General features: G+C 38.1%; 18 protein-coding genes. 6 read left to right on the forward strand and 12 right to left on the reverse strand.

Features of this window, described 5'->3' with window-relative positions:
• The first annotated feature begins 202 nt into the window (after positions 1-202).
• Together M983_RS04415 and M983_RS04420 are read left to right on the forward strand one after the other, a co-directional pair.
• Complete coding sequence (locus M983_RS04415; protein ID WP_066747622.1) at positions 203-397, forward strand: hypothetical protein; 195 nt, start codon at positions 203-205, stop codon at positions 395-397.
• 251 nt (positions 398-648) lie between these two features.
• On the forward strand, positions 649-1,695 hold the full coding sequence (locus M983_RS04420) for a tyrosine-type recombinase/integrase (RefSeq protein WP_066747624.1): 1,047 nt from the start codon (positions 649-651) through the stop codon (positions 1,693-1,695).
• A 326-nt stretch (positions 1,696-2,021) separates the two neighbouring features.
• Here M983_RS04420 and serA read toward each other — a convergent pair whose 3' ends face one another.
• Positions 2,022-3,272 carry a phosphoglycerate dehydrogenase gene (gene serA / locus M983_RS04425; RefSeq protein WP_066747626.1) on the reverse strand — a complete coding sequence of 417 codons (1,251 nt, stop codon included), beginning with the start codon at positions 3,270-3,272 and terminating at the stop codon, positions 2,022-2,024.
• A 268-nt stretch (positions 3,273-3,540) separates the two neighbouring features.
• Positions 3,541-4,197, reverse strand: coding sequence for a ribose-5-phosphate isomerase RpiA (gene rpiA, locus M983_RS04430; protein ID WP_066747628.1), 657 nt, complete (start codon positions 4,195-4,197; stop codon positions 3,541-3,543).
• Between the two features lie 160 nt (positions 4,198-4,357).
• Between rpiA and M983_RS04435 the strand changes: the two genes are divergently transcribed.
• Positions 4,358-5,260 (forward strand): LysR family transcriptional regulator ArgP, encoded by a 903-nt coding sequence (locus M983_RS04435; protein WP_066747629.1) that lies wholly within the window; start codon positions 4,358-4,360, stop codon positions 5,258-5,260.
• A gap of 71 nt (positions 5,261-5,331) precedes the next feature.
• On the opposite strand, the gene M983_RS04440 is transcribed toward M983_RS04435, so the two are convergent.
• From M983_RS04440 to ampD, 10 genes are all read right to left on the reverse strand, one after another.
• Entirely contained in the window at positions 5,332-6,060 is a 729-nt protein-coding gene (locus M983_RS04440; protein ID WP_066747632.1) for an oxidative stress defense protein, read from the reverse strand.
• A gap of 81 nt (positions 6,061-6,141) precedes the next feature.
• Entirely contained in the window at positions 6,142-6,771 is a 630-nt protein-coding gene (gene argO / locus M983_RS04445; protein ID WP_066747635.1) for an arginine exporter ArgO, read from the reverse strand.
• A gap of 173 nt (positions 6,772-6,944) precedes the next feature.
• Entirely contained in the window at positions 6,945-7,805 is an 861-nt protein-coding gene (gene mscS, locus M983_RS04450; RefSeq protein ID WP_066747638.1) for a small-conductance mechanosensitive channel MscS, read from the reverse strand.
• A gap of 99 nt (positions 7,806-7,904) precedes the next feature.
• Positions 7,905-8,267: a YacL family protein gene (locus tag M983_RS04455; RefSeq protein ID WP_066747641.1), complete on the reverse strand. Its 363-nt coding sequence runs from the start codon at positions 8,265-8,267 to the stop codon at positions 7,905-7,907.
• A gap of 132 nt (positions 8,268-8,399) precedes the next feature.
• A complete protein-coding gene (gene acnB / locus M983_RS04460; protein ID WP_066747644.1) occupies positions 8,400-10,997 on the reverse strand; it encodes a bifunctional aconitate hydratase 2/2-methylisocitrate dehydratase in 2,598 nt (865 codons plus the stop codon).
• 464 nt (positions 10,998-11,461) lie between these two features.
• Positions 11,462-12,889, reverse strand: a complete 1,428-nt coding sequence (lpdA, locus tag M983_RS04465) for a dihydrolipoyl dehydrogenase (RefSeq protein ID WP_066747647.1) — start codon at positions 12,887-12,889, stop codon at positions 11,462-11,464.
• A 202-nt stretch (positions 12,890-13,091) separates the two neighbouring features.
• The gene (gene aceF / locus M983_RS04470; RefSeq protein ID WP_066747650.1) at positions 13,092-14,969 is read right to left on the reverse strand and encodes a pyruvate dehydrogenase complex dihydrolipoyllysine-residue acetyltransferase; all 1,878 of its coding nucleotides are present in this window, start codon (positions 14,967-14,969) and stop codon (positions 13,092-13,094) included.
• A 13-nt stretch (positions 14,970-14,982) separates the two neighbouring features.
• On the reverse strand, positions 14,983-17,649 hold the full coding sequence (gene aceE / locus M983_RS04475) for a pyruvate dehydrogenase (acetyl-transferring), homodimeric type (protein ID WP_066747652.1): 2,667 nt from the start codon (positions 17,647-17,649) through the stop codon (positions 14,983-14,985).
• Positions 17,650-17,812: 163 nt separating this feature from the next.
• Positions 17,813-18,583, reverse strand: a complete 771-nt coding sequence (gene pdhR, locus M983_RS04480; RefSeq protein ID WP_066747677.1) for a pyruvate dehydrogenase complex transcriptional repressor PdhR — start codon at positions 18,581-18,583, stop codon at positions 17,813-17,815.
• Positions 18,584-18,896: 313 nt separating this feature from the next.
• On the reverse strand, positions 18,897-19,454 hold the full coding sequence (ampD, locus tag M983_RS04485; RefSeq protein WP_066747655.1) for a 1,6-anhydro-N-acetylmuramyl-L-alanine amidase AmpD: 558 nt from the start codon (positions 19,452-19,454) through the stop codon (positions 18,897-18,899).
• Between the two features lie 214 nt (positions 19,455-19,668).
• Here ampD and ppdD point away from each other — a divergent pair, with 214 nt between their 5' ends.
• From ppdD to M983_RS04500, 3 genes are all read left to right on the forward strand, one after another.
• Positions 19,669-20,112: a prepilin peptidase-dependent pilin gene (gene ppdD, locus M983_RS04490; RefSeq protein ID WP_066747658.1), complete on the forward strand. Its 444-nt coding sequence runs from the start codon at positions 19,669-19,671 to the stop codon at positions 20,110-20,112.
• Positions 20,113-20,212: 100 nt separating this feature from the next.
• The gene (locus M983_RS04495; RefSeq protein ID WP_066747661.1) at positions 20,213-21,313 is read left to right on the forward strand and encodes an ATPase, T2SS/T4P/T4SS family; all 1,101 of its coding nucleotides are present in this window, start codon (positions 20,213-20,215) and stop codon (positions 21,311-21,313) included.
• Positions 21,310-21,954 (forward strand): type II secretion system F family protein (locus M983_RS04500; protein ID WP_210433227.1); only part of this gene is annotated, 645 nt, incomplete at its 3' end. The genes M983_RS04495 and M983_RS04500, both read left to right, overlap by 4 nt.

Below are 21,954 nucleotides of genomic sequence, written 5' to 3' on the forward strand. Positions count from 1 at the left end.
TGTTGAATTGATTGCATACTCACATTGGTGTTTATCTAATTTTATTGACCTTCAATATAAAGAGTGCGCTTACTCTCATAATAACATGCAAGTTTGGATAATAAGAAAGAAAAACGAAAATATATCAGTTAAAGGATATAGAGTTTAATAATTAATATCGGCAGTCAAATATTAAATAAATGGAAAATAGCATAGGTAAATTATGGATATTATCGACTCAGCAAGCGAAATAGAGCAATTACATATTCAAGCTTCATTATCCAATAGACCACCAGCAATTAAATCATATAACGGAATGTGTATTTGGTGTCATGAAGAACCAGTTGCACCTAATAGCGCATATTGCAGTAAAGATTGTGGTGATGACCATGAACAATATAAACGGAAGAATGGATAGCATCGCATTACCTACGTAAATTACAAAAGGAAGAGAGGCATGGATGACGACTACTTAACTTTGAAAGAGTATGCAAGGAAGCTGAAACTCTCACCATCGACCATCTACAGAAACCCAGCTAAGTTTTTTATGTTTCGTGTAGGTGGTTCATGGCGAGCTAACAAGGAAAGCCTGAAAAAGTTTGAACAGGCGCAGCTTAATGACAATAATGTTTACCGGCTGGCTGTGGTCGGTGGCAGGAGAAATTCAAAATGCCGATCTACAAAAGAGGGAAAAAATATTGGGTCGATGTATCCTCCCCAACTGGCGAGAGAATTAGACGCTCTACTGGCACCTCAGACAAAACAAAAGCACAAGAATATCACGATAAACTAAAGCACGACCTGTGGCAACAGGAAAGGCTAGGAAAACAAGTTGATAGAATATTTGAAGATATCATTGTGCTGGTTCTTAGGGATTCTCAAGGGCAGGCATCATATAAAATAAAACAAACATACGCTAAATATTTTATTACTGTATTCGGAGGTAGAAAATTATCATCTATAACTAATGAAGATATTGCAAATTCTTTACCTGATTATAGCCCGATAACCAAATGTAAATTAACTAACGCAACAAAAAATAGGTACAGATCATTTATCATGAGGGCGTTCTCTTTGGCGTATAAAATGGGCTGGATTAAATCGCAAAATTTCACCCCAAGAATGAGAGAACCAATCATAAGGGTTAGATGGCTAGAATTAGAGCAAGCTCAGGAATTAATTAACAACCTAAATCTTGAGTGGATGAAGCAATTAGTTTCACTAGCTCTTCTTACAGGGATGAGGAAAGGCGAGCTTCTTTCTCTTACGTGGAAAAATGTAGACCTAGATAGAAAACTAGCTTATGTAACAGCAGATAATGCGAAATCAAAGAAAGCCAGGCCTGTGCCATTAAATGACGAAGCGGTATCACTATTAAGGTCAATCCCAAGGTTATATGATTTGATTTTCACCAATAATGGAAATAGAAAGATAGTATATAGCAGAGAGGACTTTAGTAGAGCCATAAAGAGAACAGGATTGGCTGATTTTACATTTCATGACCTAAGGCATACATGGGCTAGCTGGCATGTTCAAAGAGGAACTCCGCTTATGGCGCTTAAAGAAATGGGAGGTTGGGAAACCTTGGAGATGGTTAAAAAATATGCCCACCTAAGTGGTGAGCATTTAAGCAAATATAGCGAACAAGTCACAATTTTGACACAGACACAAAATGAAAGGTCAGAAAACATAAAACTAAGGTTGATAACAGCATGATAATAAAGGTTTAATTTTCACGATTAATTCTTATCATCTGATTCTTACCTTGATTATGAATCTGAGGCTCATATTCTAACGAATTTATCCGCGATATGTAAAAACAGAACGGTTATTAGTATTGCACATCGCCTTAATACATTAGTTCATTCAGATTATATTTATGTTATTGATAAAGGCCGTGTAATCGAGACAGGCTCTCATCAAGAATTGCTGAATACACCTTCACTTTATCGTAAATTATGGGAACAACAAACCCAATAATAAAATAAATTAGGCTCGAAATATTCGAGCCTAATTTATTTATATAGACCGTAAATTAATCATTAATACAGCATACGAGCGCGAATTGTTCCTGGTAATGCTTTAATTTTTTGCAAGACAATTTCGGCTTGTTGTGGGCTTTTCGCCATAATATCGATGACAACATAACCGACATTACCCGCTGTACGTAAATATTGAGCAGCAACATTAATGTCTTCTTCTGTAAATACGTTATTAATGCTATTCATAACACCAGGACGATTCTCATGAATATGTAATAAACGATTTACATCGTCTCCATGACTTGGCAATGAAACTTCAGGAAAGTTCACTGCTGATAATGTAGAACCATTATCAGAATATTTTGATAATTTACCTGCAACTTCATAACCAATATTTTCTTGGGCTTCTTGAGTAGAACCGCCAATATGTGGCGTCAAAATAACATTATCAAAAGGAATGAGCTCAGAAATAAACGGATCATTAGGATCATTATTTGCACCAGGCTCTGATGGAAAAACATCAACCGCAGCACCTGATAAATGTTTTGATTCTAATGCTTTTGCGAGTGCTGGAATATCAACAACAGTACCACGAGATGCATTAACCAAAATAGCACCTGGTTTCATGCGTTCAATTTCATTAGGGCCCATCATATTTTTTGTTGATGGTGTTTCAGGTACATGTAAGCTAACAATATCGCACATGTTTAAAAGCTCTGAAAGATGACGAACTTGTGTTGCATTTCCTAAAGGGAGCTTGTTCTCAATATCATAGAAATAAACATCTAAACCGACATTTTCAGCCAAAATACCTAACTGAGTACCGATATGACCATAACCGATAATACCCAGTTTTTTACCTCTTGCTTCAAAACAACCTTTGGCTTGTTTATCCCAAACACCTCTGTGTGCTTTTGCATTTGCCTCAGGAATACGACGTAGTAGAAGAAGCAATTCCCCTAATACCATTTCAGCTACGGAACGAGTATTTGAAAATGGCGCATTAAAGACAGGGATACCACGGCGAGAAGCAGCATCTAAATCAACCTGATTTGTACCAATACAAAAGCAACCTACAGCAACTAATTTTTCAGCAGCTGCAAAAACATCTTCTGTTAAATGAGTTCTGGAACGAAGCCCTACAAAACGCGCATCACGAATGGCTTCTTTTAATTCTTCTGTCGATAATGCACCTTTATGATATTCAATATTTGTATAACCAGCGGCTTTAAGACTATCGACTGCACTTTGATGCACACCTTCTAATAGTAGAAATTTTATTTTTTCTTTTTCCAAAGATACCTTGACCATTTACCCTGCCCTATCATTGTTACATGTATAAAAAATTCATCCTATTCCATCAACATAACAAAAATAGAGTTTGTAGCAATACAACCGATTGCAATAACCGCAGAATAAGCAATAAATAAAGTGATTTTCTACCGAGTAAAATGATTTTGACGAGGAAAATAGCAGGATATTAGTCAGAGATAATTCTTTCGTGTGATATATATCACTGAATTTGCAGTTTCTAAAATAATTTTAAAATAGGTAGTTTTAACTACCTATCTATTATTCTTTATTTTATAGTTTTTACACCATTATCTGTGCCCATTAGTACAATATCTGCACCACGGTTAGCAAATAAACCTACTGTAACGACACCTGGGATGCCATTTATTTTGTTTTCAAGTGCAATAGGATCAAGAATATTCAGGTTATAAATATCTAAAATAACATTACCATTATCGGTAACTACATTTTCACGATATTCAGGTAATCCACCTAATTTCACTAATTCACGAGCAACATAAGAGCGAGCCATTGGTATAACTTCGATAGGTAAAGGGAATTTACCTAAAATATCGACTTGCTTAGACCCATCAACGATACAAATAAAGGTTTTTGCCACACCCGCAATAATTTTCTCGCGAGTTAGTGCTGCACCTCCGCCTTTGATCATTTGCATCTGATGGTTAATTTCATCAGCACCATCAACATAAATATCTAATGTATCGACTTCATTACAATCAAAAACAGGAATACCATAACTTTTTAATTTTGCAGTTGATGCTTCTGAGCTTGAAACAGCACCTTCAATTTTCCCTTTCATTGTTGCTAAAGCATCAATAAAATGAGATGCGGTAGAGCCTGTTCCTACACCAACAATTGTGTCTGGCTTGACATATTCGAGGGCGGCCCAACCTACTGCTTTTTTTAATTCATCCTGAGTCATTTAAAAAAACCTTAATTATCACATTAGTGGAATAAGAATAGCATATTGCTTTTAAAACTAGCAGGAGGCATATCAAAAACTGAGAAGCAACATTTTAACTCATAACAGCAAAAATTATGGCATAGTAGATAGAAGAATATAAAATCACAGAGAGTCTTTAATGAAACGTCCTGATTATCGAGCATTACAAGCCCTTGATGCCGTTATACGTGAGCGAGGCTTTGAAAGAGCGGCGCAAAAGCTATGTATTACGCAATCTGCCGTTTCTCAACGAATCAAACAATTAGAAAATTTGTTTGGACAACCTTTATTAGTACGCACAGTACCACCTCAGCCTACAGAGCAAGGCCAAAAATTACTTGCACTATTACATCAAGTTGAATTACTAGAAGAACAATGGTTAGGTGATGAAAATAGCGGTTCTACACCGTTATTACTCTCTCTTGCTGTTAATGCTGATAGTTTGGCAACGTGGTTACTTCCTGCATTACACCCTGTTTTAACACAATTACCTATTCGCCTTAATATCCAAGTAGAAGATGAAACACGTACACAAGAACGCTTAAGGCGTGGTGAAGTGGTCGGTGCTATTAGTATTCATCCTCAAGCATTGCCAAGTTGTCTAGTTGATAAGTTAGGTGCGTTAGATTATCTCTTTGTGGCATCGCCTGATTTTGCTGAACGTTATTTTACCAATGGCGTCACAAAATCCTCACTACTAAAAGCGCCTGCGGTGGCCTTTGACCATCTTGATGATATGCATCAAGCCTTTTTACAACAAAATTTTGGCCTATCACCAGGTAGCGTACCTTGTCATATTGTTAATTCATCTGAAGCCTTTGTTCAATTAGCTAAGCAAGGCTCAACCTGTTGTATGATCCCTCATCTACAAATTGCAGACGAACTAGAAAATGGTGAATTAATTGATTTAACTCCTGGGCTTTATCAACGCCGTATGCTGTATTGGCATCGTTTTGCGCCTGAAAGCAGAACAATGAGGAAAGTTACCGATGCACTGATTGATTTTGGTCGAAAAGTGTTAAAACAAAATGAAGGTGAGTGAATAAACCCGAGTTATTATCCACAAAAAAGGCTCCGTAATGAGAGCCTTTTTATTAGTAATAAGAATCGATTTTATTTTGCGCGTTTTAATTCAAAAACCACGTCAACATTATCTTTAAATTCAATACTTTGTTGCTCATAAGTTTCTTGCACGGCGACATCAGCTGGCGCTGCCATGAAATTCGCTTTCATTCTAGCTATTGGATAAGGCGTTGCATCAGGAGCACGATAGCTAATGCTATAAACTGCACCTAAATCAGAGCCAAAACCTTTAGCCACAGAGCTTGCTTGAGTAATTGCATTTTTAATCGCTTCTTCTCGCGCTTTCGCTTTATATTGCTCTGGGTTGTTTACGCCAAATTCAACATTAGTGATTTCATTTAAACCTGCTGAAAGTGCACCATCAAGCAGTGTATTTAGTTTATCTAGATTCTTAATTTTGACATCAACCGTACGCGTTGCACTATAACCTTTAATAACTGAACGCTCTGATTTTTTGTCATATTCATAGTTAGGTTGAGTACGAATATTCGCAGCATTAATATCGGCTTTCTCTACTCCATTTTCTTTTAAGAAATCAAAGTATTTTGCGACGCGTTCGTCAACTTGTTTTTTTGCACCAGCGGCATCCTTAGCCGTTTCACTCACCTGAATATTGATGGTTGCCATATCAGGTACTGCTTTTATTGTTGAATTACCTGATGTGGTAATATGTGCCCCTTCTGGTTCAGAAGCGGCTAAGGCAATTGAGGGTAACCCAAGTGCGAGTACAGATGCTAATGCTATCGTTTTTAATTTCACAAAAACCCCCTAACAAAATAATGATGAAAACCATTTAATTTATCGCTAGAAAGAACATTAGCATATATCTTGTAAAGATCTTTAAGAGTGAAAAAGTATTTTCCATCCTTGAGATGCTAATTGTACTGCAATAAACCACATAACACCGCCAACAAATAAATTAATAATACGTTGCGAGCGTGGCCTACTTAATATCGGTGAAAACCAAGCAGCAAGAAGCGCTAATATAAAAAACCAACTCATTGAGGCAAAAATAGCACCCAAAGTAAACCAAGGGCGTAAGTGTGATGTTAATTGTCCACCGATACTGCCAAGTACCACAAAGGTGTCAAGATAGACATGAGGATTAAGCCAAGTTACCGCAAATAGTGTTACAACAACACGCCAGCGACTGCGTACTTGGGTTTCAATCTCAGATAGAACAATCTCTTTTGCAAAAGCCCCCTTAAAAGCTTGCCAGCCATACCATAAGAGAAAAGCAACGCCACTCCATGTAATGATGAGTAATAGCGTTTCTGATTGACTCAACAGTGCACTACCACCAAAAACACCACCTGCAATTAAAATAACATCACTTAATGCGCATAAAAATGCACTCATCAAATGATATTGCCGTTTACTGCCTTGTTGTAAAACAAAGGCATTTTGAGGGCCTAAAGGTAATATCATCGCAGCGCTGAGTAAAAAGCCCTGAAAAAATGTCGAAAACATGCAAAACACCTTCATAATTATTCATAAATATGGAATGAATAATAAGTGTTTTTTGCCATTAGATAAAATGAATGATTCTTATTGTTAATAAGGAAGGCTAATAATAGAAATTATAGCGATAAAAAAGCCACGTTATTTACGTGGCTATATTATTTTTAGCTTATTTGATGTGCTTATTCAGCTTTTGCTGTCGCGTTTGGCGCTTGATGCATATAAACATCCATTTGTGGGAATGGAATACCAATGTTATGTGCATCTAATGTGCGTTTAAAATCTTCCATTAAATCCCAATAAACGGGAAGTGCATCACCGTTAGTCGTCCATACACGAACAACAAAGTTCAGTGATGAAGGTGCCATTTCATTTAATCGAATAGTCACACCTTTTTCATGCTGAATACGTTTGTCTTTTGCAATAACATCACCAAGTACTTGTTTAACTTGATCAATATCTGCATCGTAAGCAACACCAACAATAATTTGTGTACGACGATTAGGTTCACGGCTTAAGTTAATAACATCACTACTGATGATTTTGCTATTTGGAATAACAATAATGCGATCATCTGCTGAACGTAATGTGGTTGAGAAAATTTGTACATCTTTAACTGTACCTTCTACTGAACCAATCATTACATACTCTTCAGCGCGAATAGGGCGGAAGATAACAATAAGGACACCCGCCGCAAAGTTAGACAGAGAACCTTGTAATGCTAAACCAACCGCTAAACCGGCAGCACCTAATACCGCAATGACTGACGCGGTTTGAACACCGAGTCGTCCTAAAACGGCAATTAGCGTGAAAGCAACAACCGCATAACGAGCTAAAACGGATAAGAAAGAAACAACCGTTTCATCAATATGACGTAACGTTAATACTCTTGAAACCCCTTTAGAAACTAACTTTGCAACAAAAAGTCCCACAAAAAGGATCAAAAAGGCGGCAACGATATTCACCGCATATTGAATAAAAAGATCTTGATTACTGACGAACCAGCCTGTTGCTTCGTCTAAACTAGCGGGTAATTCATTCATTAGACCACCTTTTAAGCTTTAAAACATAATGATAAGAATAGCAATTCAATAATATTGTGGCATATACATTTTAAAAATATATAGGATTTGTTAATTTCTTTAATTTTCCAGAATAAATAACCGATATTTTTGTAGCATAGTAGCAAAATCATCTAGACCACAAAAAGAGATACTTTCGTTATCATAATAACTCATCCCTTCTTCAAGCCCTTCCGTTTCAAAATGAAGCGTATTAGCTCTGATCATTATCTCTTCATCATCAATTGATAAGCTGTATTCTTTACCAATTAATTGCCATTGGCGTTCACTCCCTTTTATCGCGTCCATTTCTTCTAAAATTTGATCAATAAGACTGATATCACCCTGCACTTCATCATTTAGCCAATAACCTATTGCTTCATGATCCATTGAAAAACGAGCTAATATACCGCCAGTCAAATCTCGTTTGAATTCATAATCCATGGTATATGCCTTTTATTTGCTTTGCTTTAATGAACAGTTATCTTTCCATATTATGACAAAAATAACAAAAAACGGGAGGCTTTTGCCTCCCGTTTGTTTATATTAACGGCAATACGCGTTAAAGATTAATCACTAAACTATCGTTTGAAAAATAACTTGTTCCGCTTTATCCGTATATTGTTCAAGTTGGTCAAAGTTAAGATAACGGTAAGTATCTTCTGCGGTTTCATCTACTTTATTAATGAAATCAAGATATTCTTGTGGTTCAGGTAAACGACCTAAAAGAGATGCTACAGCAGCCAGTTCTGCTGATGCTAAATAAACATTTGCACCATTACCTAAACGATTTGGGAAGTTACGTGTTGAAGTCGATACAACCGTTGCACCATCAGCAACACGAGCTTGGTTACCCATACATAATGAACAACCGGGTATTTCTATACGAGCCCCACTTTTACCAAAGACACTGTAATAACCTTCTTCAGTCAATTGCGCGGCATCCATCTTCGTTGGTGGTGCAACCCATAAACGAGTGGGTAATTGGCCTTTATGTTGATCTAGCAATTTACCCGCAGCCCGAAAATGACCAATATTCGTCATACAAGAACCAATAAAGACTTCATCAATTTTGCTATTCGCAACATCTGATAATAAGCGTGCATCATCTGGATCATTTGGTGCACATAAAATAGGCTCTTTAATTTCATTTAAGTCAATTTCAATAACTGCCGCATAATCTGCATCTGCATCTGCTTCAAGTAATTGAGGATCATTTAACCAATTTTCCATTGATTTAATACGACGCTCAATAGTACGACGATCACCATAGCCTTCTGCAATCATCCATTTTAGTAAGGTGATATTAGATTGGAGATATTCAATAATCGGTGCTTGGTCTAATTTGATAGTACAACCCGCAGCTGAACGCTCTGCTGATGCATCAGCAAGTTCAAATGCTTGTTCAACTTTAAGATCAGGCAAACCTTCAATTTCAAGAATACGGCCAGAGAAAATATTTTTCTTACCTTTTTTCTCTACCGTTAATAAGCCATCTTTAATTGCGTAATAAGGTATTGCGTGGACTAAATCGCGTAATGTTACGCCAGGTTGCATTTTACCTTTAAAGCGCACTAATACAGATTCAGGCATATCCAGTGGCATAACACCCGTAGCGGCTGCAAAAGCGACTAATCCAGAACCTGCTGGAAATGATATACCAATTGGGAAACGAGTATGAGAATCACCGCCAGTACCAACAGTATCAGGCAATAACATACGGTTTAACCAAGAGTGAATAATACCATCACCAGGACGTAGTGAAACTCCACCACGGTTCATAATAAAATCAGGTAATGTGTGATGCGTTGTCACATCTACAGGTTTTGGATATGCTGCTGTATGACAAAATGACTGCATGACTAAATCAGCAGAGAAACCAAGGCAGGCGAGATCTTTAAGCTCATCACGAGTCATTGGCCCTGTTGTATCCTGCGAGCCAACAGATGTCATTTTAGGTTCGCAATATTCACCAGGACGAATACCCGCACGCCCGCAAGCTCGACCTACCATTTTTTGAGCAAGGGAGAAACCGCGATTGCTTTCTTCTACCGTTTTCGCATGGCGGAAAAGCGTGCTTACCGGTAATCCTAATGCTTCACGTGCTTTTGATGTTAAACCACGACCAATAATTAAAGGTATACGGCCACCAGCGCGTACTTCATCAATCAGTACTTCGGTTTTGAGTTCGAATGTTTCCAATAACTCATCAGTTTCGTGATTGCGAATCTCACCTTTATACGGATAAATATCAATGACATCACCCATATTAAGTTTAGAAACATCTACTTCTATTGGTAATGCACCCGCATCTTCCATTGTATTAAAGAAGATAGGCGCAATTTTACCACCTAGAACAACACCACCACCGCGTTTATTAGGTACAAATGGAATATCATCACCCATAAACCATAAAACAGAGTTAGTCGCTGATTTACGTGATGAACCAGTGCCCACCACATCACCCACATAAGCAAGAGGGAAACCTTTTTGGCTTAATGCTTCGATTTGTTTAATTGGTCCAACATTACCAGGTTGATCAGGTTCAATGCCTTCTCGCTCATTTTTAAGCATAGCAAGTGCATGTAATGGGATATCAGGGCGAGACCATGCATCAGGTGCAGGTGATAAATCATCGGTGTTAGTTTCACCAATGACTTTAAATACAGTAACAGTTATCTTTTCTGCAAGTTCAGGGCGCTGTGTAAACCACTGTCCATCAGCCCAAGATTGCATAATTTGCTTGGCATATTCATTACCTGCTTTCGCCTTTTCTTCCACATCATAAAAATTATCAAACATCAATAATGTATGTGAAAGTGCTTTCGCGGCGATTGGCGCTAACTTTTCGTCATCTAGCGCTTCAATTAATGCATGGATGTTATAACCGCCTTGCATAGTACCTAATAATTCAACGGCTTTTTCTGGCGAAATTAGCGGTGATGATGTTTCACCTTTTGCGAGCGCAGTTAAAAAACCTGCCTTAACATAGGCTGCTTCATCAACACCGGGTGGTACACGGTTAGTAATTAAATCAAGAAGAAATGCTTCTTCGTTTGTAGGGGGATTTTTTAATAGCTCAACAAGTGCCGCTGTTTGTGTGGCATCAAGAGGTTTTGGAACGACACCTTCAGCTGCACGCTCTGCTACGTGCTTACGGTATTCTTCTAGCACGACTTTCTCCTCGCTTCTTTGTCATTTTGTATAACCCGGCTGTCTGCACCCTATCTAGTTGGATGCCAGGTCAGAGGATCTTTTGCTCGCATAATAGATATGTGGTTGCGAAATTATGCCCAGCTAAGGCTTACCAGCATAGCAAAACTTCAACACTATGTTAATTCGTTCACATAAAAGTAACATTAACCAGATTCAAATATCCACTTATTCAGACTAAATCACTTAAACAAAATATATAATAAGGACTTTTAACTAATATTTTAACTAAAGACCATACTTTTAATACTGATTTATGCGTTTATTATTGCTCTAAAGTAGAATTTATCAGCAAATAATAAAAAAGAGTATAAGATAGCACCAAAAACTGAATGCAAAATAAACATATTTTTATTTCGCAAAAAAAAGCTAAGTTCCTAGAACTTAGCCCTTATCATTTAAACTGTCTTAGTTATAAAAACAGATTATTTTTTCTTTTTCGCTTTTGGATTTGGCAGGTCAGTAATACTACCTTCAAATATTTCCGCAGCCATACCGATTGATTCGTATAACGTTGGGTGAGCGTGGATAGTTAATGCGATATCTTCAGCATCACAACCCATTTCAATAGCAAGACCGATTTCACCTAACAGTTCACCACCGTTAGAACCAACAATTGCACCACCGATAACACGGTTAGATTCTTTGTCGAAAATCAGTTTAGTCATACCATCAGCACAATCTGAAGCAATAGCACGACCTGATGCGGCCCATGGGAAAGAAGCCACTTCATAGCTAATTCCCTTCTCTTTCGCTTCTTTTTCAGTCAGACCAACCCATGCAACTTCTGGTTCAGTATAAGCGATTGATGGAATAACTTTAGGATCGAAGTAATGTTTCTTACCTGCAATAACTTCAGCAGCAACGTGACCTTCATGAACACCTTTATGTGCTAGCATTGGTTGACCAACGATATCACCAATAGCAAAGATGTGAGGCACGTTAGTACGCATTTGTTTATCAACATGGATAAAACCACGATCGTCAACTTCAATACCTGCTTGGCCTGCATCTAATAGCTTACCATTTGGTACACGACCGATAGCAACTAAGACTGCATCGTAACGTTGTGGTTCTGCTGGTGCTTTTTTCCCTTCCATTGTCACATAGATACCATCTTCTTTGGCTTCTACTGCTGTGACTTTGGTTTCTAGCATCAGGTTGAATTTTTTGCTGATACGTTTAGTGAAAACTTTAACAACATCTTTATCGGCAGCTGGGATCACTTGATCAAACATTTCAACAACGTCAATCTGAGAACCCAGAGAATGGTATACAGTCCCCATTTCTAGACCGATGATACCGCCCCCCATAATCAGTAAACGCTCAGGAACATTTTTCAGTTCTAGCGCATCTGTTGAGTCCCATACGCGTGGGTCTTCATGAGGAATAAAGGGTAATTCAATTGGGCGAGAACCCGCGGCTACGATAGCATTATCGAAAGTAATTGTTGTTGCACCTTCAGTGCCTTCAACTGACAGAGTGTGTGAACCCGTGAAACGAGCCTCACCATTAACCACTGTTACTTTACGACCTTTAGCCATACCTGCTAAGCCGCCAGTTAGCTGAGAAATAACTTTATCTTTCCAGATACGAATCTTATCAATATCGGTTTTAGGTGCACCAAAAACAACACCGTGCTCAGATAATGCTTTTGCTTCTTCAATCACTTTTGAAACGTGGAGTAATGCTTTAGAAGGAATACAACCCACGTTTAGACAAACACCACCCAGTGTAGAGTGACGTTCTACTAAAACTGTCTCTAAACCTAAGTCAGCGCAACGGAACGCCGCGGAATAACCCGCAGGGCCTGCACCGAGAACCACTACCTGTGCTTTAATTTCAGTACTCATCGTGACCTCATTATTTATTTGTCCGGCGAGTCAGACGATAATCCATATTTAACACCGAGACTTACATACCGCATGCAGTTTACAGAAATGTTAATAAACTGAAAAGCGCTCTAACATGACGGATCTCACAACCTCAGATGTATGAGTGTAAAATCCGATCATCGCAATCAGAGAAACCGGTGCTAAGCACCGGTTTTTAAGATTACATTACCAAACGACGTAAATCACTCATATACTGATTAATCAGAGTGATGAATCGAGCGCCATCAGCACCATCAATCACACGGTGATCGAAAGATAATGACATTGGTAAAATCAAGCGTGGTACGAATTCTTTACCGTTCCATACTGGTTTCATTGAAGAACGAGACAGACCCATAATCGCCACTTCTGGAGCATTGACGATTGGTGCAAAACCGGTAGTACCGATACCGCCAAGGCTTGAAATAGTGAAACATCCGCCTTGCATATCAGAAGCAGTCAGTTTACCTGCACGCGCTTTCTTAGAGATTTCAGCCAGCTCATAAGAGAGTTCTAAGATGCCTTTTTTGTTAACATCTTTGAAAACTGGAACCACTAAACCATTAGGTGTATCTACAGCAATACCGATATTGATGTATTTTTTCAGGATAAGCTTCTGTCCATCTTCTGAGATAGAACTGTTAAAGCGAGGCATATCAGCCAGTGCTTTTGCAGCCGCTTTCATCACAAAGACTAATGGCGTTATCTTAACATCCAGTTTTTTCTTCTCTGCTTCTTTATTTTGCTGTTTACGGAATTCTTCAACCTCAGTGATATCTGCTTCATCGAACAGATTTACATGAGGGATCATTACCCAGTTACGGCTTAAATTAGCACCAGAGATTTTCTGGATACGGCTCATTTCGACTTCTTCAATTTCACCGAATTTACTGAAGTCAACTTTCGGCCAAGGTAACATACCTGGTAATCCACCACCTGCATTAGCTGGCGCAGATTCAGCACGTTTAATTAACTCTTTCACGTAAGACTGAACGTCTTCACGTAAGATACGACCTTTACGACCAGTACCCTTCACTTTCGCGAGGTTAACGCCGAATTCGCGTGCTAAGCGACGAATAACCGGTGTTGCATGCACATAAGCATCATTTTCAACAAATTCTTCTTTAGCTGCTGGTGCAGAAGATGAAGCTTTTGCTGGCGCTGGTGATGATGCAGCGGGTGCTGGCGCTGATTGTGCAGGCGCTGGAGTCGCCGCAACTGCTGGTGCTTCACCAGCAACTTCAAAAGTCATAATAAGCGAACCAGTACTCACTTTATCGCCTACTGCAATTTTGATTTCTTTTACTACACCCGCAAATGGTGCTGGCACTTCCATTGAAGCTTTATCACCTTCTACTGTGATAAGTGATTGTTCAGCAGTGATTGAATCACCTACTTTTACCATCACTTCTGTAACTTCAACTTCATCGCCACCAATATCAGGTACATTAACATCTTTCACCGCAGAAGTTGCTGGTGCCGATGCAGTTTGTGCTGGCGCTGATGCTGGAGCAGCAGATGGAGCACCGGCAACTTCAAACATCATGATAAGGGAACCAGTGCTAACTTTGTCACCAGTTGCAATTTTAATTTCTTTTACCACACCCGCAAATGGTGCTGGCACTTCCATTGAAGCTTTATCGCCTTCAACAGTGATAAGTGATTGTTCAGCAGTGATTGAATCACCCACTTTTACCATCACTTCTGTAACTTCAACTTCATCGCCACCAATATCAGGTACGTGAACTTCTTTTAATTCGCTAGAAGCAGGAGCAGATGCTGCTGGTGCAGGCGTTGCTTTTTCTGCTGGAGCCGCTTGCGCGGCATCTTCTGCTTCAAAAATCATGATAAGAGAGCCTGTTTCGACTTTATCGCCGACAGCAATTTTAATCTCTTTAACGACACCCGCTTTTGGTGAAGGCACTTCCATAGAAGCTTTATCACCTTCTACAGTAATTAAGGATTGTTCTTCCTCAACACGATCGCCGACTTTCACCATGACTTCGGTGACTTCAACTTCATCAGCACCGATATCAGGAACTTTAATTTCGATAGACATTAACTTTTACCTCTTACGCCAGACGTGGGTTTACTTTTTCAGGATTGATGTTGTATTTTTTAATTGCTTCTTCAACAATCTTCACATCAATATCACCACGTTTCGCTAATTCACCTAGAGCCGCAACAATCACATAAGAAGTATCGACTTCAAAGTGGTGACGTAGGTTTTCACGGCTATCAGAACGACCAAAGCCATCTGTACCTAATACGCGGTAGTCATCTGAAGGAACGTAAGTACGCACTTGTTCTGCAAACAGTTTCATATAGTCTGTAGATGCAACAGCAGGTGCATCATTCATTACTTGAGTAATGTATGGAACACGTGGTGCTTCAGAAGGATGTAGCATATTCCAACGTTCACAATCTTGGCCATCACGAGCTAGTTCTGTGAATGATGTTACGCTATAAACATCAGAGCCAATACCGTATTCAGCTGACAGAATTTGTGCTGCTTCACGGACATGACGTAAGATAGAACCTGAACCCAGTAATTGAACTTTACCTTTCGCGCCTTCCAGAGATTCCAGTTTATAGATACCTTTACGGATACCTTCTTCAGTACCTGCTGGCATTGCTGGCATGTGGTAGTTTTCATTTAGCGTTGTAATGTAGTAATAAACGTTTTCTTGTTTATCACCATACATACGCTCTAAACCATCTTGCATAATAACAGCAACTTCATAAGCGAATGCTGGATCGTAAGAGACACAGTTAGGAATAGTCAGTGATTGAATGTGGCTATGACCATCTTCGTGCTGTAAACCTTCACCATTCAATGTTGTACGACCAGAAGTACCACCGATTAAGAAACCACGAGCTTGTTGGTCACCAGCAGCCCAACATAAGTCACCAATACGTTGGAAACCAAACATTGAGTAGTAGATATAGAATGGGATCATTGGCAGATTGTTAGTACTGTATGATGTTGCAGCCGCTAACCAAGATGCGCCAGCACCCAGTTCGTTGATACCTTCTTGCAGAATTTGACCTTTAACGTCTTCTTTATAGTAAGCTACTTGCTCACGGTCTTGAGGCGTATATTGTTGGCCATTCGGGCTATAAATACCGATTTGACGGAACAGACCTTCCATACCGAAAGTACGTGCTTCATCAGCAATAATTGGTACTAAACGGTCTTTAATTGATTTGTTTTTCAGCATTACGTTTAATGCACGAACAAATGCAATTGTTGTAGAGATCTCTTTAGATTGCTCTTCCAGTAACTGGCTGAAATCTTCCAGTGTAGGGATATCTAGTTTTTCATCAAAACGTGGACGACGAGCTGGTAAGTAACCACCTAAATCCTGACGACGATCATGCAGATATTTATACTCTTCTGAATCTTTTTCAAAAGTGATGTAAGGGAGTTCTGCTACTTTCTCATCGCTAACAGGAATATTGAAACGATCACGGAAGTGTTTCACACCATCCATGTTCATTTTTTTCACTTGGTGAGCAATGTTCTTACCTTCTGCCGTTTCACCCATACCATAACCTTTAATGGTTTGAGCTAAAATAACAGTTGGTTGGCCTTTAGTGTCTTTTGCTTTTTGGAATGCAGCAAAGACTTTCTTAGGATCATGACCACCACGGTTCAATGCCCAAATTTCATCATCAGTCATATCTTTAACTAATGCAGCTGTTTCTGGGTAACGATTGAAGAAGTGCTCACGAACGTATGCGCCATCACGTGATTTGAATGTTTGGTAATCGCCATCCAGTGTTTCGTTCATTAACTGGATTAATTTACCTGATGTGTCTTTACGTAGTAGCTCATCCCAACGATCGCCCCACATAATTTTGATAACGTTCCAGCCAGCACCTGCGAAGATACCTTCTAATTCGTTAACAATCTTACCGTTACCTGTTACAGGGCCATCAAGACGCTGTAAGTTACAGTTAACAACGAAGCACAGATTATCTAATTTCTCACGAACTGCGATAGTAATCGCACCTTTAGATTCTGGTTCGTCCATTTCGCCATCGCCTAAGAACGCATAAACAGTTTGTTTAGTCGTATCTTTTAGGCCACGGTGATCTAAATATTTCAAGAATTTAGCTTGATAAATTGCAGATAGAGGTCCTAAACCCATAGAAACTGTTGGGAACTGCCAGAATTCAGGCATCAGTTTAGGGTGAGGGTAAGAAGATAAACCATGACCACCAATTTCTTGACGGAAATTATTTAATTGTTCTTCAGTTAAACGACCTTCTAAGAATGCACGAGCATAGATCCCAGGAGAGATATGACCTTGGAAGTAAACCAAATCACCGCCATCATTTTGAGTATGAGCACGGAAGAAATGGTTAAAACAAACTTCATATAAAGTCGCTGCGGACTGGTAAGACGCCATGTGTCCACCGAGTTCCAAATCTTTTTTGGAAGCACGTAGAACCATCATTACCGCATTCCAGCGAATAGCAGAACGGATACGACGCTCTAATTCCAGATTGCCGGGGTAAGCGGGCTCGTCTTCGACAGAAATAGTATTGATATAATCGCTGTGTATAGAGCCACCTAATGCGATATTAAGACCGCCATTACGAGCTTGTTTTAATACCTGATCAATCAAAAACTGTGCACGCTCAACACCTTCTTCACGGATGACCGAGTCGATCGCTTGTAACCAATCGCGAGTTTCGATCGGATCCACGTCATTTTTCAGCATATCTGACATGGTGTATTCCTTATCTGTTATCTATTTTAATGGTTATGGGAGCCTATCTTCTCGTTATACTTTCAAGATACGACGGGAAGAGAAGCCCTTGCTGTTATTACCGCTACCCCCTTAAAAAGCGGGGAGATTGGTAGTACAGACTCAGCGGTCAGGATCTGTGCTACTAAAATAAATCAGGGTGTTGCTGGAGCCGGCGCAAAGAGCGCTCACGGCGAGTATGTTCACGACTCATGTCCAACAAAACATCTTCAATAAATGCCAAATGACGATGAGATGCTTCACGCGCACTCTCTGGCTCTCTATTGATAATCGCCTGATAAATCTGTGTACGGTGCTCACTTACAGCCGTTAACATCTCTTTACGAGTGTAAAGAAATTCAAAATTCTGACGAATGTTCTGCTCTAACATCGGTACCATACATCTTAACAGATGCAATAAAACAACATTATGAGCAGCTTCTGTAACAACAAGCTGATATTGTAATACAGCTTCAGACTCAGCGGCGATATCCCCTTTTTCATGCGCATCACTAATACGCAAATGACTCGCTTTAATGCGTGCCAAATCGCCATCAGTACCTCGTAATGCTGCATAATAAGCAGCGATTCCTTCAAGTGCATGACGGGTTTCTAAAAGATCAAATTGGGATTCAGGATGTCCGCTGAGTAACTGTGCTAAAGGGTCACTAAAGCTTTGCCACATGTTAAGTTGTACAAAAGTACCGCCACCTTGGCGACGCAGTAAAAAGCCTTTAGCTTCTAGTTTTTGGATTGCTTCACGCAATGAAGGTCGAGATACATCAAATTGTTTTGCCAGCTCACGCTCAGGTAATAATTTTTCGCCTGGACGCAACGTGCCTTCTAGGATCAGATGCTCAAGCTGTTGCTCTATGACATCAGAAAGCTTAGGTTGGCGGATTTTTGTATATGCCATATTGCTAGAAGTCATTATTGGATAACTATTACCTTGGTAATTGGATTGTCAATTGGTAATACCAATTTAATGTAACGAATAATAAAGTAACAAAGTATTCACTAACTGTCCATACAGTTGTTGAGCGAAATCATAAAAACCTGCAAAATTTAACAATTTTTTTTAAAAACTAATTAAAAGTAATAACTAGATCTCATTATATAGAAATGTTAAAAACACGCTTTTTTAACATCTTTTATACACATACTCAGTCAGACTGAACCGTTACAGCAAGGAAAATTTGAATATTTATTTATTTTTATTCATTAAAAAATCACCTAGAGAGCCTACTTGTTAATAAAGACCGATAAGATGACCAATTAAAATGGGGGCCAGGATCGGTTTTTCTGCTAGGTGCAATATCACTATGGCCTGTTATATTGTCTTCAATTTGAGGATAAAGAGAGATAAGCGACTGAGTTAATTCAACTAGTTGCGTATATTGAACATCCGTAAAATCGCATTCATCAGTACCTTCAAGCTCAAGACCAATAGAAAAATCATTACATTTTTCTCTTTCTTGATATAAAGAAACGCCCGCATGCCATGCTCTATCAGTAAAAGAAACATACTGCACAATCTCACCATCACGACGGATAAGACAATGAGCAGAGACTCTTAGCCCTTCAATTTCTCGAAAAAAAGGATGTTCAGATGCAGATAATGTATTCGTAAAAAGTTGGTCAATATAAGACCCACCAAATTGTCCAGGTGGTAAACTAATATTATGTATAATCAATAACGAAGGTATTTCATCACCTTTTGGTCGTTTATCGAAATTTGGGGAAGGCACATGTTTTGCCCCCACTAACCAACCTTGCTTTATCTCCACAGCAATCCACTCTTTAAACTTATTTAAAACAATTATTAATCATTTTTCTAACTTTTATTCGACAATAAATGCGAACATCCTCTCAATCATAGAGATTAATTTTGTATAACGCTTTTTTCTTTTCGATATTTTACTCAAACTTTCTGTTAACCATTCGCTAATTAAGCCGTTTTTTTTCATACTCTCGCTGTTTATTAATCAGGGAGGATAATGGATGCACACACTTAATTTTCATTCAGCAGAAAATGGCTTTACCCTTATGGAACTTATGATTGTTATTGCGATAATTTCTATTTTAAGTTCTGTAGCAATTCCCGCTTACCAAGGCTATCTCCACAAAGCAGCACTCACAGATGTATTACAAACGCTATCACCTTATCGTTCAGCCGTAGAACTGTGTCACTATGATAATCAGTTCAGTGAATGTAATTCAGATTCTGCATTTATACCTGAACAATTCAGTAGCCGATATATCTCGGATATTAACGTTGATAAGAACACAATTTACGCCACAGGTAAGGCTCAGCTAGACGATTTAGCAATTAAAATGACACTTGAAAAGAATACAGCGGATAATCTGCCACATTGGTTAGTTACATGTCATTCAGGCAACAAATCCTTGCAAAAACAATGTAGCCAAATTTTAAAAATCAACTGACTTTCTTTATTAATAAAATAGGAACAACGCTTTTTTTGTTCCTATTTTTCACATCATTCACTGAGTCATAATAAAAAAATAAAATAAATAGAAGGTAACGATGAATACACCACATACAGCGGCTGAATACATTGAAAAACTTTTGCGTAAAAGTATTCTTAAACGAGTTTCAGATTTGCACTTTGAGCCACAAGAAACAGCCTTTAGAATTCGAGCGAGAATAGATAACCATTTATATCTCTTTGAGTCTATTTCTCACTCACTATGCAAAGAAATAATTACTCGCTTAAAAATTTTAGCTAATCTAAATATTGCAGAAAAACGATTACCTCAAGATGGCCAATTTAATTGGTCACATCATGAAACAGCCTATTCAATTCGTATTTCGACACTTCCTACTTTTTATGGCGAAAAAGTTGTTTTACGTTTAATAAACAATTTACAACAACTTGAATTAAGTTTATTAGGTTTTAAACCTTCACATCTTACATTACTAAAAAAATATCTTAATGCATCTCAAGGCATGATATTAGTTACTGGTCCTACTGGGAGTGGAAAAACATTGACACTCTATAGTTGTTTGCAATATTTAAATCATGACAATAAAAATATTAATAGTATCGAAGATCCTATCGAATTACCTATCAGTGGTATTAATCAAATTCAAATATGCGAACAAGCCGGCATTTCTTTTTCTATTCTATTACGTGCTTTATTACGTCAAGATCCCGATATTATTATGATTGGTGAAATACGTGATCAGCAAACAGCCGAAATAGCAATAAAAGCAGCCCAAACAGGTCATCTTGTTTTATCAACACTTCATACTAATTCAACCCGTGCAACCTTAATGCGTTTAATTAATTTAGGTATTGCAAAAGATTTAATAAACACATGCGTTAACTTAATTATATCTCAACGCCTTGTTCGGTGTTTATGTATACATTGCAAAATTAAAGCAAAAGAAACAAGACCTATTTATTTAGGAGATAAGCTAATCAATGTAACTTATTGGCAAGCCGTTGGCTGTCAATCTTGTTATTCAGGATATCAAGGAAGAACGGCTATCTATGATTGTTTTGAACTAACAAAACAAGAACAACCATTACCTTATGCTCTACTCCAATCTGGCATCAGACTTATTGAACAAGGCGTAACCTCAATAGAGGAGCTTTATCAAGTTGCTGGTGAAATAATATGAAGCTACATTTTATTTTTCAATATGAAGCTTTAACATATCAAAATGAGTTTAATACAGGGAAAATAGTAGCAAGAAGCAAATCTCATGTTTACACCACACTTATTCAACAACAAAAAACACCCATTAAAATTACGTTACATAAAATTATTTTTTTCCAAGAAAGTGATAAACAATATCGGATTCACTTTTTTGAACAACTTACGTTGCTTTTACAAGCAGGTTTAGCATTATTAGCTTCATTAATATTACTTAAAAATGAATGTCGCTATCTTCATTGGCAATACGTTTTAGACGATATTATCTATCACCTAAATCAAGGAAGTACTTTTTCTAAACAATTAAATCGTTATCCTTTATATTTTCCTTTATCACTTACTCATTTTATTTATATCGGTGAGGAGAGCGGAAAATTAGATGAAACAATCATACTAAAAGTAAATCAACTTAAAAAACAACAAGAAATTATAAAAAAAATAAAAAAAGCATTTAAATACCCTATTTTTCTAATCATTGCTCTTTTTGCTATCACTATTATGCTTCTGGTTTATGTACTTCCTGAATATCAATCTTTATATCACTCTTTCAATAAAGAGCTACCATTAATTACTTTATTATTAATATCATTGTCGCAATGGATTATT

Origin of the sequence: Proteus myxofaciens ATCC 19692, assembly GCF_001654855.1 — a bacterium.
GTDB lineage: Bacteria > Pseudomonadota > Gammaproteobacteria > Enterobacterales > Enterobacteriaceae > Proteus > Proteus myxofaciens.

Bases quoted from the DNA above. Each gene is read 5' to 3' on its own strand.
- M983_RS04455 (WP_066747641.1), bottom strand. From the start codon at position 8,267: ATGGATTATGAATTCAAACGAGATTTGACTGGCGGTATATTAGCTCGT.
- aceE (WP_066747652.1), bottom strand. From the start codon at position 17,649: ATGTCAGATATGCTGAAAAATGACGTGGATCCGATCGAAACTCGCGAT.
- lpdA (WP_066747647.1), bottom strand. From the start codon at position 12,889: ATGAGTACTGAAATTAAAGCACAGGTAGTGGTTCTCGGTGCAGGCCCT.
- argO (WP_066747635.1), bottom strand. From the start codon at position 6,771: ATGTTTTCGACATTTTTTCAGGGCTTTTTACTCAGCGCTGCGATGATA.
- rpiA (WP_066747628.1), bottom strand. From the start codon at position 4,197: ATGACTCAGGATGAATTAAAAAAAGCAGTAGGTTGGGCCGCCCTCGAA.
- aceF (WP_066747650.1), bottom strand. From the start codon at position 14,969: ATGTCTATCGAAATTAAAGTTCCTGATATCGGTGCTGATGAAGTTGAA.
- M983_RS04495 (WP_066747661.1), top strand. From the start codon at position 20,213: ATGAATACACCACATACAGCGGCTGAATACATTGAAAAACTTTTGCGT.
- M983_RS04420 (WP_066747624.1), top strand. From the start codon at position 649: ATGCCGATCTACAAAAGAGGGAAAAAATATTGGGTCGATGTATCCTCC.
- ppdD (WP_066747658.1), top strand. From the start codon at position 19,669: ATGCACACACTTAATTTTCATTCAGCAGAAAATGGCTTTACCCTTATG.
- pdhR (WP_066747677.1), bottom strand. From the start codon at position 18,583: ATGGCATATACAAAAATCCGCCAACCTAAGCTTTCTGATGTCATAGAG.
- M983_RS04415 (WP_066747622.1), top strand. From the start codon at position 203: ATGGATATTATCGACTCAGCAAGCGAAATAGAGCAATTACATATTCAA.
- M983_RS04435 (WP_066747629.1), top strand. From the start codon at position 4,358: ATGAAACGTCCTGATTATCGAGCATTACAAGCCCTTGATGCCGTTATA.
- serA (WP_066747626.1), bottom strand. From the start codon at position 3,272: ATGGTCAAGGTATCTTTGGAAAAAGAAAAAATAAAATTTCTACTATTA.
- mscS (WP_066747638.1), bottom strand. From the start codon at position 7,805: ATGAATGAATTACCCGCTAGTTTAGACGAAGCAACAGGCTGGTTCGTC.